13 protein-coding genes are annotated in these 17,235 nt (G+C 59.9%); 9 read left to right on the top strand and 4 right to left on the bottom strand.

What is annotated here, in order from left to right:
• Positions 1 to 7: 7 nt before the first annotated feature.
• Positions 8 to 1,720, bottom strand: a complete 1,713-nt coding sequence (gene ilvB, locus HOLFODRAFT_RS0201215) for a biosynthetic-type acetolactate synthase large subunit (RefSeq protein WP_005037249.1) — start codon at positions 1,718 to 1,720, stop codon at positions 8 to 10.
• Between the two features lie 324 nt (positions 1,721 to 2,044).
• Here ilvB and ilvD point away from each other — a divergent pair, with 324 nt between their 5' ends.
• A complete protein-coding gene (gene ilvD, locus HOLFODRAFT_RS0201210; RefSeq protein ID WP_005037250.1) occupies positions 2,045 to 3,733 on the top strand; it encodes a dihydroxy-acid dehydratase in 1,689 nt (562 codons plus the stop codon).
• 67 nt (positions 3,734 to 3,800) lie between these two features.
• On the opposite strand, the gene HOLFODRAFT_RS0201205 is transcribed toward ilvD, so the two are convergent.
• Positions 3,801 to 5,381: a methyl-accepting chemotaxis protein gene (locus HOLFODRAFT_RS0201205; RefSeq protein ID WP_005037252.1), complete on the bottom strand. Its 1,581-nt coding sequence runs from the start codon at positions 5,379 to 5,381 to the stop codon at positions 3,801 to 3,803.
• Positions 5,382 to 5,473: 92 nt separating this feature from the next.
• The gene (locus HOLFODRAFT_RS18700; RefSeq protein WP_005037254.1) at positions 5,474 to 7,987 is read right to left on the bottom strand and encodes an immunoglobulin domain-containing protein; all 2,514 of its coding nucleotides are present in this window, start codon (positions 7,985 to 7,987) and stop codon (positions 5,474 to 5,476) included.
• A 412-nt stretch (positions 7,988 to 8,399) separates the two neighbouring features.
• On the opposite strand from HOLFODRAFT_RS18700, the gene HOLFODRAFT_RS18695 reads away from it, so the two are divergent.
• The 6 genes from HOLFODRAFT_RS18695 to HOLFODRAFT_RS0201170 all read left to right on the top strand — a co-directional run bounded on the left by HOLFODRAFT_RS18695 (position 8,400) and on the right by HOLFODRAFT_RS0201170 (position 14,916).
• Positions 8,400 to 8,810, top strand: coding sequence for a GxxExxY protein (locus HOLFODRAFT_RS18695; protein WP_005037256.1), 411 nt, complete (start codon positions 8,400 to 8,402; stop codon positions 8,808 to 8,810).
• Positions 8,803 to 9,900 carry a tRNA 2-thiouridine(34) synthase MnmA gene (gene mnmA / locus HOLFODRAFT_RS0201190; RefSeq protein ID WP_005037258.1) on the top strand — a complete coding sequence of 366 codons (1,098 nt, stop codon included), beginning with the start codon at positions 8,803 to 8,805 and terminating at the stop codon, positions 9,898 to 9,900. Before HOLFODRAFT_RS18695 ends, mnmA begins: the two co-directional genes overlap by 8 nt.
• 6 nt (positions 9,901 to 9,906) lie before the next feature.
• On the top strand, positions 9,907 to 10,710 hold the full coding sequence (locus tag HOLFODRAFT_RS0201185) for an IclR family transcriptional regulator (RefSeq protein ID WP_026938926.1): 804 nt from the start codon (positions 9,907 to 9,909) through the stop codon (positions 10,708 to 10,710).
• A 496-nt stretch (positions 10,711 to 11,206) separates the two neighbouring features.
• Complete coding sequence (locus HOLFODRAFT_RS0201180) at positions 11,207 to 12,520, top strand: MFS transporter (RefSeq protein WP_005037261.1); 1,314 nt, start codon at positions 11,207 to 11,209, stop codon at positions 12,518 to 12,520.
• A 51-nt stretch (positions 12,521 to 12,571) separates the two neighbouring features.
• Positions 12,572 to 13,942 carry a uroporphyrinogen decarboxylase family protein gene (locus tag HOLFODRAFT_RS0201175; protein WP_005037263.1) on the top strand — a complete coding sequence of 457 codons (1,371 nt, stop codon included), beginning with the start codon at positions 12,572 to 12,574 and terminating at the stop codon, positions 13,940 to 13,942.
• 122 nt (positions 13,943 to 14,064) lie between these two features.
• Complete coding sequence (locus tag HOLFODRAFT_RS0201170; protein ID WP_005037264.1) at positions 14,065 to 14,916, top strand: alpha/beta fold hydrolase; 852 nt, start codon at positions 14,065 to 14,067, stop codon at positions 14,914 to 14,916.
• Between the two features lie 278 nt (positions 14,917 to 15,194).
• On the opposite strand, the gene HOLFODRAFT_RS0201165 is transcribed toward HOLFODRAFT_RS0201170, so the two are convergent.
• Positions 15,195 to 15,659, bottom strand: a complete 465-nt coding sequence (locus HOLFODRAFT_RS0201165) for a peptidylprolyl isomerase (RefSeq protein WP_005037266.1) — start codon at positions 15,657 to 15,659, stop codon at positions 15,195 to 15,197.
• 107 nt (positions 15,660 to 15,766) lie between these two features.
• On the opposite strand from HOLFODRAFT_RS0201165, the gene HOLFODRAFT_RS0201160 reads away from it, so the two are divergent.
• Both HOLFODRAFT_RS0201160 and HOLFODRAFT_RS0201155 read left to right on the top strand, forming a co-directional pair.
• Positions 15,767 to 16,201, top strand: a complete 435-nt coding sequence (locus HOLFODRAFT_RS0201160; RefSeq protein WP_005037267.1) for a hypothetical protein — start codon at positions 15,767 to 15,769, stop codon at positions 16,199 to 16,201.
• A gap of 7 nt (positions 16,202 to 16,208) precedes the next feature.
• On the top strand, positions 16,209 to 17,168 hold the full coding sequence (locus HOLFODRAFT_RS0201155; protein WP_005037270.1) for an alpha/beta fold hydrolase: 960 nt from the start codon (positions 16,209 to 16,211) through the stop codon (positions 17,166 to 17,168).
• Positions 17,169 to 17,235: the final 67 nt, after the last annotated feature.

Below are 17,235 nucleotides of genomic sequence, written 5' to 3'. Positions count from 1 at the left end.
GGGGTATTCATCGCTTACCTGCCTTCTTCTTCGCCGTGGCCTTGGCGTGCTCAGGGCGGCGAAGCATGTCGTGGAGACTGGCTCCGGCGGGCACCATGGGGAAGACGCTGAGCTCGGGCTCCACCCGGAACTCGATCAGGTAGGAGCCGGATTCGGCCCGGGCGCGCTGGATGGCGGGGGCGACGTCGTCAAAGCTGGACACGGATTCGCCGGCGATGCCGTAGGCAGCAGCGACCTTGACGAAGTCAGGGCTCAGGATGGGGGTGGAGGCGTAGCGGCGCTCGTAGAAAAGCTCCTGCCACTGGCGAACCATACCCAGGTAGCCGTTGTTCACAACAGCGATGTTCACCTTGAGGCCTTCCTGGATGATCGTCATCAGCTCCTGGATGTTCATCTGGAAGCCGCCGTCCCCTGCGACGATCCAGACCTCCCGGTCAGGACGCCCCATCTTGGCGCCAATGGCGGCAGGCAGGCCGAAGCCCATGGTGCCCAGGCCGCCGGAGGTGATGAGGCCGTGTTCGTGCTTGTAATACTGGGCCTCCCACATCTGGTTCTGCCCCACATCCGAGACCATGAGGGCCTTGCCCTCGGTGGCCTTCCAGATTTCGTGGATCACCTGGGGAGCCTGGATCAGCCCCTCGTGCCCCAGGATGGCTTCCGCCTGGGCCTCGCCCTTGGTGCTGCGGATATGACCCAGCCATTCATCGTGCTCCATGGCCTCCAGGCGGGGCAGCATGGCCGTCAGGGCGGCCCGGAGATCAGCCACGACGGGGACATCCACCTTGACGTTCTTGTCGATCTCACTGGAATCCACGTCCACGTGGATCTTCTTGGCATGGGGGGCGAAGGTCTTGAGATCGCCGGTCACCCGGTCGGAGAAGCGCATGCCCAGAGCGATGAGGAGATCGGCCCCCTGAACAGCCTTATTGGTCCAGGATTCACCATGCATGCCCAGCATCCCCATGTTCAACGGATGGCTGGCGGGGAGGGCGTTGATGCCCATGAGGGTGGTAATGACCGGAACGTTGAGCTTCTCGGCCAGGGTGCAGAGTTCGGCCTCTGCACTGGAAAGGCGGATGCCGTTCCCTGCGAGGATGACTGGACGCTTGGCGTGGCGGATGAGCCTGCAAGCCTGTTCCAGAGCCTCCTCGGAGGGCTGCCTGGGGATATGGCGCAGGTGACGCTTGGGCGCCGCCGCATCCCAGTCGAAGTTTCCCTTGAGCTTCTGGGCATCGGTGGTGATATCCACCAGGACCGGGCCAGGGCGGCCGGTGCGAGCCACGGCGAAGGCCTCCCGGATGGCCGGGGCGATATCCTCGGGGCGCTGCACCAGATAGTTGTGCTTGGTGATGGGCAGGGTCACACCCGTGACATCGATCTCCTGAAAGGCATCGGAGCCCAGCAGGTTGGAGCGGACCTGCCCAGTGATGGCCACCATCGGAATGGAATCCAGCATGGCATTGGCCAGGCCGGTCACCAGATTCATGGCACCGGGGCCGGAGGTCGCGATCACCACGCCCGTGCGTCCCGAGGCCCTGGAATATCCGTCGGCCATGTGACAGGCCCCCTGCTCGTGGCGGGCCAGAACATGGTGAATGGCGGGATAGTCCAGAAGGGCATCGTACAGGTTGATCACCGTGCCGCCGGGGTAGCCGAAAACAGTATCTACGCCTTCACGGATCAGGCTTTCCCATATGATTTGGGCACCGCTCAGTTCCATGGATTCCTCCTTCGGGATCGGGTATTGAGAAAACCCCGCGACCTGGGGTCAGCGGGGTTCCGGATGGGATGATTCAGTGATCTATTCCGGCCCCACGCTGCGTACAACCACAAGCCCTACCACAGGTACGGGCAGCAGCGCGAGGACCAGACCGGTCTCGGTTTCGCAGCGGGAGAGAATTGGATGCGAAGCGTCCATCATGGACATAAGTTACACCGCTTCCCCAAAAAACACAGCATGAGAAGTTCTAATCACAACATTACCCTGACACCGCCAGCCCCCCTGGTCCCGTAACGGCTATAATCGCCATCAAGGAGTGAATTCATGCGTTCAGACATCATCAAGAAGGGCCTGGAGCGGGCCGGACACCGCAGCCTCCTCAGGGCCGCTGGCGTGAAGGAAGAGGACTTCGGAAAGCCCTTCATCGGCATCGCCAATTCCTACACCGATATCGTTCCCGGCCACGTGCACCTCAGCAAGTACGCCGCCGATCTCAAGGACATGATCCGCGAACTGGGCGGCGTCCCCTTCGAGTTCAACACCATCGCGGTAGATGACGGCATCGCCATGGGCCACGCGGGCATGCGCTACTCCCTGCCCAGCCGCGAGCTCATCGCCGATGCGGTGGAGACCATGGCCATGGCCCACTGTTTCGACGCCATGATCTGCATCCCCAACTGCGACAAGATCACCCCCGGCATGATCATGGGCGCCCTCCGGGTGAACATCCCCACGGTCTTCCTCACCGGCGGCCCCATGATGGCGGGCAAGAAGGCCGACGGCAGCGCCGCCGACCTCATCAGCGTCTTCGAAGGCGTGGGCAAGGTGCAGAGCGGCGAGATGACAGAAAAGGAACTGGCCGCCCTCGAAGGCTCCGCCTGCCCCACCTGCGGCTCCTGCTCCGGCATGTTCACCGCCAACTCCATGAACTGCCTCCTGGAGGCCATCGGCCTGGGCCTCCCTGGCAACGGCACCATCCCCGCCGTGGACCCCCGCCGCAAGGACCTGATGCGCCGCGCCGCCGAGCAGATCTTCGAAGTGCTCAAGCGCGACATCAAGCCCCGGGATCTGGTCACCAAGGAAAGCCTGGACAACGCCTACGTGCTGGACATGGCCATGGGCGGCTCCACCAACACCGTGCTCCACGGCCTCGCCATCGCCCAGGAAGCCGGCTTCAGCTACCCCCTGGAGCGCCTGAACGAGCTTTCCGCCCTCACCCCCTGCATCTGCAAGGTGGCCCCCTCCGTGCCTGACGTCCACATCCAGAACGTGGACGCCGCCGGCGGCATCAGCGCCATCCTCAAGGAAGTCTCCAAGAAGCCCGGTCTCCTGAACCTCAATGCCATGACCGTCACGGGCAAGACCCTGGGCGAGAATATTGCGGGCCAGGACAGCAAGGACCTGAAGGTCATCCGCACCATCGAGAACCCCTACACCGTCGATGGCGGCCTGGCGGTCCTCACGGGCAACATCGCCCCCAACGGCGGCGTGGTGAAGAGCGCAGGCGTCGACGCCAGCTGCTTCGTCTTCGAGGGCGAAGCCATCGTCTTTGAGAGCGAGAACGACTGCCTGGCCGCCCTGGCCATGCGCAAGGTCAAGCCCGGCCACGTGGTGGTGATCCGCTATGAGGGCCCCAAGGGCGGTCCCGGCATGCCCGAGATGCTCTCCCCCACCTCCATGATCAAGGGACAGGGCCTGGGCAAGCAGGTGGCCCTCATCACCGACGGTCGCTTCTCCGGTGGCACCGCGGGCCTCTGCATCGGCCATGTCAGCCCCGAGGCCGCCGAGGGTGGCCCCATCGGCCTCATCCAGACCGGCGACCGCATCAAGATCGACATCCCCAGCCGCACCATGAACCTGCTGGTGGATAACGCCGAGCTGGCCAAGCGCAAGGCCGCCTGGGTCAAGCCCGCCTACAAGATCAACAAGGGCTGGCTGGGCCGCTACTCCCGCATGGTCACCAGCGCCAACCTCGGCGCCGTCCTGGCCCTGCCCGAGGAGATCGGCAAGTAGCAGCAACACGAAGCACACAATAAAGGGACCGGAGCAATCCGGTCCCTTTATTGATGGCAAACGGTTATCACAACTTGAACCCCTGCACCACCCGCCTCAAGCCATCAGCGACCCGGGCCAGCTCATCGGCAGTGGAGGCCACCTGCTGCACCGTGGCGGCCATCTGGTGTGTCGCAGCCGCGTTGTGGGCGAGTTCTTCAGCATTGGCCTCCACCATCTGGTCCACCCTTTGGGAAGTGCTGCTCTGCTGGCGGCTGAGCTCATCCACCTCCCCGATGCTGGAAGAGATGAGGGCGATGTGGTTTCGTATCGCCTCCAGGCTGTGTATCGTCGTATCCACACTGCTTGCCCCGCTGGCGACGGTTTCGCGGGTGCGCAGCAACAGGTTCTCGATCTCCTGGGCGCTGCCCCGGCTCCGCTCAGCCAGTTTGCGGACCTCCTCGGCCACCACGGCAAAACCCTTGCCCTGGGCCCCGGCCTTGGCGGCCTCGATGGCCGCGTTGAGGCTGAGTAGATTGGTCTGACGTGCAATATCCTGGATGACCTGGACGGCCTTCACGATCTGCGCCGTAACCTCCTGGATTTCCCCCATCCCCTGGGCCGTCTCCCTGCCGGTCTGAACCCCCTGTTCCGCCTCGTGCACCGCCTCACGGGTCTGGAGCCCTGTCTGGGAAGTGCGTTGGGCAGTCGATTCGATATTCGCCATCAACTGTCGAATGCCATCGGTCATCTGATCGCCCGCCCCCTTGAGGGTCTCCCCCACCTTGGCGATCTCGGAGATCGTGCGGGCCATCTCCTCAGCGCTCGCCGCCAGTTCCGTGCTCCCGGAGGCAGCTTGTTCGGCATAGTTGCGGACATCCAGTACCACGGTGCGCAGCGAGGCGTTGTAGTCGTTGAAGGCATTGGCAGCATGCCCGATCTCGTCCCGGCTCGACACCTCGATCCTCCGGGAGAGATCCCCGTTCCGGATCCCCTCAATCAGTTCATTCAGAGGACGCACCAGGCGGGCCGACACCTTGATGGAGACCAGGAAGATGAGGACCGCTATGACCAGTGACGAGATGGTCAGCATGGCCGTGATGGCACGCAGATCCCTGGCCATGTCATCGGCATAGATCCCAGCCCCGAGGACCCACCCCCAGGCATCGAAGCGCTTGACGTATGAGATCTTGGGAAAGAGCTTCTCCCCCTGCCCCGGCTTGGTCCAATCATAGTGATAGAATCCGCCTCCCGACGTCTGGGCGATCCGATCCATGTCGCGGAAGAGTTTGGCAACCCTGGGCTCCAGACGGTCCATGGGCTTGTCCTCAAGGCTTGCGTCCGGATGATGCAGGAGGATGGGGCCTGGCCCCTGTATCCAGAAGTAGTTATGCCCACCAAAGCGAAGGCCTGCAAGCAGGGCGTGCGCCCGCTCCTGGGCGTATTCCATTGTCCGCTTGCCAGCGCTGACCTCGACCTGCTGGTTCTCCAGGATCCCCATGGCGGTTTCCACCACGTAGCGGGTCCCGGCCTGCTTGGCATTCAGGGTGGTCTGGCGCACCCTGGGCAGCAGAACGAAGAAGAAGAGCACCAGGAACACCACCACCGGGGCCAGGCTCATCGCCAGAATCTTGCCGGATAGGCCTTGAAAAGAAGTGCGGAGAGACATGGCAACCTCTGGAAATCCTGGTTCAGCGTCCATTACAAGGAATTGTTCGGCAAACCCTGTTCCAGAGATGAATCTGCAGGTTGGGATGTCCCCTATTGATGAAAATCCTGGTTTCCAACAGGGGTTGATTGCGACGTATAGGATCGTGAGGACGGCACGACGCCTGCGAGATCCGGCCTCAAAGTGCCGCTCCAGCCAATTTTGATATAACAAATATAATTACCATTCAAATCGGTATCGGTGCAGTAGATGTTGTCCACGCTGGAATCCGGTGAACTGAGAGCCTTCATCTTCACCCCGGACAGAGGGCCGGCGTCATCGGTAACGGTACCTGTAATACGGATCTTCCGCCCCTCAGCTGCGCTCATGATCCCGGGGATATCATCAAAGTACCCGTCAGGCAGGCCCTGATTGTATAGCGACACGGCCTCACGGATTGCATCGCTGATCTGAACCGGAACCGTGGACGGCGTCCACCAGTCCAGGTCAGTGCCACTGGAATCCGACCAGAGCCAAGCCACACCGTTGGAATACCGGAGAGATTGGAAGACGTTGTACACAAGATATCGACGACGTTCATGGGATGCCGTTTCTGGATTAGATGAAAAATAATAGGAGTTATAGATAGGCTTTGAACTAGCAACATAATTCATAACACCATTCAGATAGACAGCCATTCCTACCCGTACATAATTCTTGTATTTTAAATCATTCTCAATAAGAGCCAGTGCATCGTTCATCACATAGATACGACCACTTTCGAACTCGGATTCATAGCTGTAATAATAGCTACCCTCGTTCCCATCAATAAGTTTCATACCCGGCTCTATCCCGTCCAGCATCCCGTCCAGGAAGGACGCCAGCAAGCCGTAGGGACTTCCCTGGAGATCCGCCGCTTCAATTGAGGCTCTGACACTGCCATCACCATCATAAAGAAGCCCTCGCATGCTGCTCAACAGTGTTGTAAACAGGATCTCAGTTCCAGGGGCATCAGACTGGATGATCTGGATGAAGCGTAGACCGCGTTCTCGGACTTTTGCCTGCACCTCCTTGAACGTGTGCCCATCAGGGTTTTCGACGCTCATCGAGGCGGGTTGCTCGCCAAACATCCATGGATTGAAACCGTAGATGGCGTAGGGTTCCGTATCGATCAGAATCCCCATCCCTCCTGATTTTGCATTCAGGACAAGATTGTGAAGATTCGTCTCTGCAGCGGCCCAATCAGAGTCATCAAACCAGTCCCACTTTTCACCATACTCAGATAGTTCAGCCGAACAGAGAATACGGACATAGTTCCTGGCCAGAGTCCCTGCAGGGGCGGATGACAAGGCTGTCCTGTCATCCAGAAAGCCGCCCACCGCACCGGCATTGTGACGAAACAGGAGGTCTCCACCAATATTGGACACAACCGTACCTCGGAATGGTCCGGAGAAGACAGCTGCGTTCGCCGCATAGAAATCGGTCCGGGGAACTCTCCCGCCGAATTGGATCAGTTGGGCTGCGGGTCCAACCGTCAGGACCGCCTCCGAACTGGTCTCCTCCCCCACACCGTTCGCCACCTTGACGCGATACGCGCCGGAATCCCCAGTCACCGCTGGAAGTGTTGTGTATGAAGCCGCAATCGCTCCGGGGAGGCCCACCCCATTCTTGTACCACCGGTATGAGAGCGGGGCAGTCCCGCTGGCCACCACCTTGAGGGTTGCGGTGGCACCATGGCTCACGGTCTGTCCAAGCGGCTGACTCGTGATGGATGGAGCCAGAGCCACCGTCAAACCCGCGTTCACGCTAGTGGCCTCCCCGCCGACATTCGAGACCTTCACCCGAAAATAGGACCCGGAGTCACCACTCACGGTGGCAGGCGTCGTGTAGGAAGCGGAGTTGGCCCCGGGGATCCTCACCCCCTCGTTGTACCACTGGTAGGTGAATGGGGCAGTCCCGCTCGCCATCACCGTGAACGTCGCGGTCGACCCCAGCTTCACGGTCTGCCTGGCAGGTTGGCTCGTGATGGATGGAGCGACAGCTATCGTCAAACCCGCATTCACACTGGTCTGCTCCCCTCCGACGTTCGCCACCCTCACCCGGAAATAGGATCCGGAATCGCTGCCCACCGTGGCGGGCGTCGTATAGGAGGCTGAGGTTGCCCCGGGGATTCTCGCCCCCTTGTCGTACCACTGGTAGGACAGCGGAGCCGTCCCGCTCGCCACCACCGTGAACGTCGCGGCCGAGCCCAGTTTCACAACCTGGCTGACGGGCTGGCTCGCGATGCCTGGAGCGACGGCCACCGTCAAATCCGCGTTCGCGCTGATCGCCTCTCCCACAGTATTTGCCACCCTCACCCGGAAATAGGATCCGGAATCGCTGCTCACGGTGGCAGGCGTCGTGTAGGAAGCGGAGTTGGCCCCGGGGATTCTAACTCCCTTGTTGTACCACTGGTAGGACAGTGGGGCAGTCCCGCTGGCCACCACCGTGTATTTCGCAGCCGAGCCCAGTTTCACAATCTGGCTGACGGGTTGGGTCGTGATGGCTGGGGCCAGATCCGCCGCCAAAGAGAAGGCAACACCGATCAAGGGAAAGATAGCCGGAATGAATCTTGGGATCACAAACATGGCCACACCACATTATATAAATTGATGTTGAGATCAATAAACAGTGGACAGCGTCAATTTGCGACCATGAATGAGAATCTGGTGATTCCTAACACATGAAAATACTTTGATTTAAAATCATCAATCCAAACCACCTGACTCACTAACCAGAGTCAGTCACCTATTTCAAGTTCTGCATAGGCGCTCCTTTCTTCAGTTCCAGCATCCTCAACATCCAATCCTTGGAGATACATTCAGCCCCAGCCTTCTTGCTGGCGAATTCAGACGCAGATATCCATCGGCAACACTTTATTCCAAGATGAGACCCAAATCGTAGGGTTGATGTTGAAGGCCCTGGGTCATTTTGCGAGAATGGCAGGCATCTCATTTGCACGACGGGGCCATTATTCCCTGTCCATCTGGACTCTCCGGCATGCCCCTCCCCTTCGAACCCTTGACAAATCCCATCCTTGAGGCCGCTTTCGAGGTCTATCAGGAGCTGGGCCCGGGCTTCATGGAGCCGGTCTACGAAGCCGCCCTGTTCATCGCATTGAAAGACAAGGGCCTGATGGTGGAGCGGCAGGTGCCGGTCCAAGTCCGCTTCCGAGGCAATCTGGTTGGCACCCACCACATCGACCTCCTGGTATCCCAGGAGGTGGCCTTGGAGGTGAAGGCCGATCCAGAGCTGACCCAGGAGCAGGCCACCCGGATGCTCAATCACCTGAAGGCCTCGGGCCGCCCGGTGGGCATCTACATCAACTTCGGCACCCCCAAGCTGGAATGGCGACGCATCTTCAACCGCCTGGGCCCGGAAGACCTTGAGGACAACCTGAACAATGGGTAATGCGCGCATCGTTGTCGCCATGAGCGGCGGCGTGGATTCCAGTGTAGTGGCGGGGCTCCTGAAGCGGGAAGGACACCCCCTCATCGGGGTCACCCTCCAGCTCCGCCCCTGCGACGACCGGATGTCCAGCCGCTCCTGCTGCTCCATGGACGCCATCAACCAGGCCCGGGCCGTGGCCGGGGCCCTGGATATCCCCCACTACGTCCTGGACTGCCGGGCCGACTTCGAGGAGAAGGTGCTGAAACCCGCGTGGGCCGATTACCAGGCGGGACGCACCCCCAGCCCCTGCCTCCACTGCAACCGGGAGATCAAGTTCGGGATGCTCCTGGCCCACGCCCAGCGCCTGGGAGCCGACCGCATCGCCTCCGGCCACTACGCCCGCGTGCTCCACGACAGTTCGGAACCCCAGCTCCTGCGGGGCCTGGACCGCCATAAGGACCAGTCCTACTTCCTCTCCGGCCTGGAACTGGATGCCCTGCGCCACCTCCTGCTTCCCCTTGGCAGCTTCACCAAGGCCCAGGTCCGGGACATGGCCCGGGAGATGAAGCTGCCCACCGCCGAACGCCATGAAAGCCAGGACGCCTGCCTGGTCTATGAAGGCCTGAGCTTCCCCGAATCCCTGCGCCAGCGCTATGGAACCGAAACCCATTCAGGGAATTTCATCGACCCATCCGGCAGGATCCTCGGCCCCCACCAGGGCCTGCACCACTACACCATCGGTCAGCGCCGGGGCCTGGGTATCGCCCTGGGACAACCCGCCCATGTCATAGGACTGAATGCCGGAGATGGCTCCGTCATCCTCAGCACCGATTCCCGGGATCTCTTGGCCACTGGATTGCGGGCCAGTGGCGTCCACTGGTATGCCTCCCCCCCCGAACGCTGTGAGGTTCAGATCCGCTCCCGCCACACTGCAACGCCAGCCCGGGTGGAGCACCTCGGCCCTGCCGAGGCCCTGGTTCGCTTCGATGCTCCCCAGAGCGCCGTCACCCCCGGCCAGGCCGTGGCGTTCTATGATGGGGAACGGGTGCTTGGGGGAGGATGGATCGAAGCCCCGATCAGCACTCGGCTGCAACATACGATCCATCTCTGAAAACACATGGGAATCCAATTGAGCGAACCGATGGAAACGAGAACAGACTCCCCTGAGCCAGAGCAGAAGAATGCGGAAAAGACTCGAGTCCTCTCGCGGTCATACGACATCCTCATGGCACTCAATAATCATCCGGATGGGCTGTCCCTCCGGGAGATCTGCCTCTATGTCAAATTGCCACGATCCACTGTCAGACGGATCCTCGACACGCTGGAAGAGCAGAATATTGTCATCACGGCATCATCCACCAGCCTGTACCGATTGGGCCCGACCTTGGCCCTTTTCGCCTCCAACATCCGTCCTTTTGATATCACCAAAATCGCTCGCCCAATGCTGATGCAACTCGCAGACAAGACCGGCGAAAATGTCAATCTGTGCGTCGTGGCTCACGGAATGGCTGTCGTGGTGGACCAGATCATTGGCATCTATCCGCTCCACACCGTCACCACCATTGGAACCTCCATTGCGCTCCATGCGACAGCCAGCGGCAAGGCCCTCCTGGCCACCCTGTCAGAGAAAGAACTGGAAGCCCTTCGCCTTCAGATCAAGCTTGCACCCCTGACGCAAAACACCATGACGGATTGGGACAGACTGCTGCTTGAGATTGAAACCATCAGGGCCACGGGAGTGGCCATAGACCGCGAGGAACACCAGGTTGGCGTCAACGGCATTGCAATACCCATAAAAAGTCCCGGCGGAGAGAATGGCGCCATAGGCATAGCCATGCCGACACACCGTTTCCAGGCCAGGGAAAGAGAGCTTATCGAGCGACTCCTGCAGGACACGCAGGACTTGCACTGGAAGCCTTAGGACCAGGGGTCAAGGCTCGTCGGGAAACCGATGAGCAGAGTGCGATAACCATGCAGACAAAGCGCCCGGCCCCGGCCGGGCGCTTTGTCGTTTGAAGCCGAGAGTGATTGTTGCAAATCGCAAGTGTCCACCAGGTAGACCCTGACATGCCAACTGGTGGACAAAAATACCTTGCACACCCATGCGATATGTCCTAGATTTGATGCAAGTGATCCACTAGGCAGTACCGAACCCATCAGTTCATCGCGAATCAGCATTCAGGATGAAATGATTAATAATCCACAAGACAAGGACAGATAAATCGTCTGCCTAAAGCATCCTGTTTAAGTCCCGATACAAGATATTGGACTAAGTAGGGCCATTAATGTTGTAAGCAATCCTAATTGAAGTGTGGAATATTCCGATAGGGGCCGTCATGACTGACAGCAGTTAATGCCTCAGAAGAAATGAGCGATTTGAATATTTTATCAATCAATAAACCACAGGAGAAAACATTATGTCCGTAATCAACGCCAACACGGTACTGGATGAGAGCTCGTTCAGACCAGTCCACTGGGTTCTCTTCATCCTGATGATCACCCTCATCTCGTTCGACGGCTATGACCTGGTCGTATACGGAACGATGGTTCCCACGCTGATGAAGGCCTGGCACCTGAATCCTGCCCAGGCGGGTGTGATCGGAAGCTACGCCCTGATCGGAGCAGGCTTCGGTTCCATCGTGTTCGGCACCCTGGCCGACAAGATCGGACGCAAGCGGGCGCTGATCATCAGCGGATCCCTCTTCAGCCTGGCCATGGGCCTCACGGGCTTCACCAACTCCCCCCACACCTTCGGATTCTGGCGCTTCATCGCCGGCTTCGGCATCGGCGGCTCCTTCCCCAACGTCATCGCGATGCTGAGCGAGTATGCCCCCAAGAAGAAGCGCGCGCAGATGATCGCCTCGGTCATGGCGGGCATGCAGATCGGCGGCATCCTGGCGGCCGCCCTGAGCATGTGGCTCAGCCCCATCTTCGGATGGAAGGGCATGATGTTCATCGGAGCCATCCCCCTTCTCCTGATCCCCGCGTTCATCGCCTTCCTGCCCGAAGCCCCGGAGAAGCTCATCAGCAGCAACCGGATCGATGAGCTGAAAGCGACGCTGCTGAAGTTCGAGCCCAGCCTGCTCATGGATGCCAGCACCACCTTTGAAGTGAACAAGGGCGCCGGAAAGTCCAACCTCGCAGCGCTGTTCACGGATGGCCGCGCCTTCTCGACCGTCATGAGCTGGGGCATGTATTTCATGTGCTACTACATCATCTGGGGCGTGTCCGTCTGGCTCCCCAAGCTGATGATGAATGCGGGCTTCGGCTTCAAGTCGAGCGTGGCCTTCCTGATCACCCTCAATGTCGGCGGCTGGATCGGCAGCAACCTGGGTGGTGTCGTAGCGGATAAGATTGGTGCCAAGCTTACCACCATCATTCTTTACATCCTGGCCTTCATCACGATCAGCCTCCTGGGAGTGACCCACAACTTCATGGCCGCTTCCGTCCTGGTCTTCCTGGCCGCCGTCGGCTTCATGGGTGGACAGAACGTGGCCCACGGTTACATCGCAGCCTACTATCCCCCTCCGATGCGCTCCACGGTCATGGGCGTGTGCTTCACCGCTGGCCGAATCGGCGGAATCGCCGGCCCCACCCTGCTTGGCGTTCTGATGATGATGGGCCTGTTCAATTTCGTCGGCCTGGCTCTTCCGGCCCTCCTCGGCGCCATCTTCCTCTTCCTGATCCAGGACAAGCACAACTACACCAAATTGCAGGCCAAGGCCGAATAGCAGCTGGCGCAATACACTAGCAACAACCCGATCAACACATGGATGTATGAAATGGCAGACAACATGCAGCAGCTTTTTGAAGAACGTCTGGGGCGTTACCAGGGTGCGATCACCTTCGGAGCCATCGACCGTGTGCCCATCGGCGTCGGCTCCAACACCTTTGCCGAGACCTACGCGGGCACCAGCAAGCAGGAAGTCGTCTACGATCCCCAGAAATGGCTGGAGGGCGAGATCAAGTTCTGCCAGGACTTCACGGAAGTGGATGTGCTGAGGAACAACAAGTTCTGGACACCCCTTTGCGATGCCGTAGGCCTCAACACCTACAAGTTTCCGGGCCGGGACCTGTCTCCTGACACCCCCCTCCAGTTCGTGGAGGTCGAGAACATGCTGGCCGACGAGTATGACGAACTGATCGCCAACCCTGGCCAGTTCATGCTCGAACGCTTCATCCCCCGGGTCTTCGACGATATGGGGAAAGGCCATGCACGTTCCCATTTCGCCATGCTCAAGGGAGGGCTGGCCCAGGCGCGGTACGGGGAGATCATGCGGAATCGTGGCATCCAGCTGCAGACCCAGTGCGGGATGCCCCAGCCCATGTCAGGCGCCTTCCTGGCCCCCTTTGATGCGCTGGGAGATGTGATGCGCGGGATGCAGGGGATCCTCAAGGACACCATGCGTCAGCCTGAGAAGGTCCTGGAAGCCTGCGAAGTCCTCGTACCCATCATGGTGCGCTTCGCCCTTTCCACTGCGGATCCCCTGCGCCGGTATCCGATCTTCGTGCCCACCCACAAGCCCATGTTCATGTCGCCCCGGCAGTTCGACAAGTTCTACTGGCCCTCCTTCAAGAAGGTCCTCCTTGCCCTTATCGATGCGGGACACAGGGTCCGCTGCTACATGGAGGGCGACTGGTCTGCCCACTGGCACCACTTCCTCGAACTGCCCAAGGGGTCGATGCTCCTGGATGTCGACGATCCCGCGGAGAACATCTTCAAGGCCAAGAAGGAGATCGGTCACCACATGGCCCTCGCCGGGGGCATCCCCAGCACCCTTTTCATCCTGGGCACCCCGGAGGAGATGGACGCCCGGGTCAAACTGGTCTGCGAGAGCTGCATGCCGGGCGGTGGGTTCGTCCTGAGCGGCCCCTGCTACATCCCTTCCAATTCCAAGGTGGAAAACTACCGCGCCATGCTCGATGCAGTCATGAAATACGGCTGGTACGACAAGAGCATCAAGGCCAGGCCGCTTGAACCCCTTCCCATCAAGACCGTCCCCCCGCGCATCGGAGACAAGGGAATGCTCACGCCCTGGGCAGTCAAGAAGGCAGAACTGGGTGGCATCACCGGGGACGAAGCCCTCATCCAGGGCCCCTGGGAATCCATTGAGGACATGGCCTTCAACTGGCTCTGGAGCTGGATTTTCTGAACGCAGCCCCCCCAAGTGCTTAGGCCCTGCCCTGCAGGGCCTAAGCCAGAGAGTAGGGTCTGAGCAGATACAGAAACAATAAATTCACAAAAACCTGCATATGCCTACGAAAGGAAAAGGTAATGATAAAATTCTTTTCAAAGTTTGCAACCTTGCCAATATTGGCGGCCTTGCTACTCGGTTCTATATGTCAGGCAAAGGCTGCTGACACCCGTAAGGAGAATCCAGTGACACCTCAAACATATGTCCTCATTCCGGGCGCGTGGCACTCTGGATGGTTCTGGAACCGTGTCAAACCTCTGCTGGAGGCGAAGGGAAATAAAGTCATCACGGTCGATTTGCCAGGGCATGGAGACAACGCGATACCTATCAGCGGGCAGAACATTGACTCCTATGCTGAATTCGTCAGCAAACTGATAGATGAGCAGTCTGAGCCTGTCATTCTCGTCGGCCACAGCATGGCTGGTGCGGTTGTTTGCAGAACGTCTGAGATCAACCCCAAAAAAGTCAAAAAGATGGTCGTACTCTGTGGATTTCTATTGCAGAATGGGCAAAGCATGAACGGAATGACAGATGGCCTCCAGCCAACCGATTGGATGAAGCTATCAGATATTGGGTTTGTCAGTCTTTCCAGAGATCAAAAGGTTTCCTTTGTGAATCCCAAGATCGCTAGATCAATCTTCTATGGTTCACTCACTGATGAACAGGCAGGTATTGCTATCCTTCACCTGGGCGGTGAATCAATTGCCGCACAGATCCAGCCGATCAATTTGGGTTCCAATTTTGCGAGCGTCCCCAAATTCTATATAAAAACATTGAATGACCATATTCTTCTCCCAGAGTTCCAGGAAAAGATGATCAAAAACAGTTCTCTTGAGAAGGTGTACACTATCAATTCGGATCACAGCCCCTTCTTGTCTGCTCCAAAGGAACTGGCTGACATCCTCCTGGATATCGCCGCCCATAAGCACTAATACAGTTCCCCTCCCCGAGGGCATCCCCAGCACCCTTTTCATCATCAGATATCGGCAGCATTTTTTCCTTTATGCTGCTGGTTTGAGGGGAGCGCTCTGGCATTGGGGCCAGAGCGTTTCCTTGCACTATCGATCCTGCAGATATCAGGACCATTTTTTACATCTTCCGGCACCTGATACCAGGATGTATCAGGTGCCGGAAGTGATGCCTATCGAACTGACTGGAAATTGCAGACGCGAAGGACCATGCAGTCTGGCTCGCGAATCGGGGCCCTGTCCTATTCGACGACTTCAGCCTTGATGATGCGGTCGTTGGCCCGGATGGCCAGGACCACCTGGATGTCCTCCTCGCCGACGCACTTGCCGAAGACGGTGTGGATGCCGTCCAGGTGCTGGACACCGGAGCGGGGGCCGTTCACGACGAAGAACTGGCTGCCGCCGGTATCCTTGCCAGCGTGGGCCATGGAGACCGCGCCCAGCTCGTGCTTGTGGGGATTGCCCTTGGTCTCGCACTTGATCTTGTAGCCAGGGCCGCCGGTGCCGGGCATGCCGGTAGCACCCTCACGGGTGTTGGGGCAGCCGCCCTGGATCACGAAGTTGGGGATCACGCGGTGGAAGGCAAGGCCATCGTAGAACTTCTCGTTGATGAGCTTCACGAAGTTGGCCACGGTGCCAGGGGCCTCGTTGGGAAAGAGTTCGAGGTTGATGTCGCCCTTGTCGGTGGTGAAGCGGACTTTGGTCATGGGATCTCCTAGCGAAGCTTCAGAATACCCGCTTTCGAACCAATCCCGCCCTGTCGGCACACTGCCATGACCACCGGAATACGGGTAGGCTGCTAATGGAGGTTCTCATGAGGAAGTCCCTGGTACTGGTCGCAGGTCTGGCCATTCTGGCGTTTGGCGCGGGTTGCGCCAAGAAGACCAACCCCATCCTGCCCAGGAAGCCCGTACCCGCCGGAACCGTCGAGATCCAGTTCACCAAGACGGTCCAGGGTCCCCTGGATCTCACCCTGGACGGCACCCGCATCCCCGTGCAGCAGAACTCCAAGAAGGGCGGCCTGCGCCTGATCGTCTCCGGCCTGACGCCCGGGAAGCACCGCTTCGTCCTCATCAGCCCCCTGGAGGCCTTCGGTCCCGACCAGGGTGAATGGGAGCTCCAGGAGGGCAAGGGGCTGTTCCAGGTCTTCTTCGCCCAGCACTTCAACGCCACCCTCTATGGCAAGTCCGAAGAGCTGCCCCCGGCACCTGGACTGCCCGGCGTGAAGGCCCGCCTGGAGAAGAAGTAAACCCCGGATGAAGCTGGTATCGCGCACTCTCATCATCGCCTGCGGGCTGGGCGTCGCCCTGCTGGCAGGCTTTGTCGCCTACAAGGCCCGTTCCCTCGCCCACGAACTGACGGATCCCCCTTTCTACAAGCCCCAACCCCTGAGCCGGGTCGAAGCCACCTATCGGGAATTGGCGGCGGGCAGCCAGGGGGATCCAGGGGGAACCTGGTCCTCAGAGGAGGTCTCGGGCCTTCAGCTCTGGCATCTCCGCCGAGCCAGACCCAGCCGGGGCATCGCGCTCCTGCTTCACGGCTTCGGGGACGACCGCTGGGGCACCAGCCCTGCCCTGCGAGTCTTCCCCGACCTGGACGCGGCCATCTTCACCTACCTGCGCCGGGACGATGCCTTACGGCGCGGGGGCCCTGCCCCCCTGATCACCTTCGGGGCCCGGGAGTCCGATAATGTCGTGGCCATCGTCCATCACCTGGAGGCCCAGGGCACCCCACGGCGGCGGATCATCATGATGGGACGCAGCCTCGGGGCCAGCGTGGGCCTCCTGGCCCTGGCAAAGCTCGAGGCAGAGGGCAAAGGCCCCCTGGGAGGCATCATCTGGGAAGGAGCGCCTGCCAGCAGTCGGGACTTCGGAGAGCGCGTCGTGCGGGGCCCCAAGGACCTGTTCTGGCATCCCATCCTGGCTCCCCTGATCGGGGAACTGGGAAGTCGCATCGCTGCAAACCGAGGCAGCTACGACCGCCAGGAAACCGATCTGCAGACCATCCTCGCCCATCGGCGCCTAGCCACCCCCGGCCTCTGCTTCCTGGCCACCCAGGACCGCCTGGCCTCCGTTCCCGCCCAGCGGGCCTTCGTCGCCGCCTTCGAGCGCATCGAGGTCATCGAAGCGGATACCTGGCATCTCCACTGCGCCGAAGTGCTGGGGCCGGTCTACCCGGAGGCCATCCGACGCTCCACAGCCAACTGGCTCCCGTGATTTCCGGATCTGCGTTCCCCGTGTCCCAGACTTCCTGGGCACCCCGGTGATCTCACACGCATCCTTT

The sequence above is a fragment of the Holophaga foetida DSM 6591 genome (assembly GCF_000242615.2).
Classification (GTDB): Bacteria; Acidobacteriota; Holophagae; order Holophagales; family Holophagaceae; genus Holophaga; species Holophaga foetida.
Note: the sequence above shows the minus strand (reverse complement) of the source record. Positions and strands in the feature narration are given on the sequence as shown.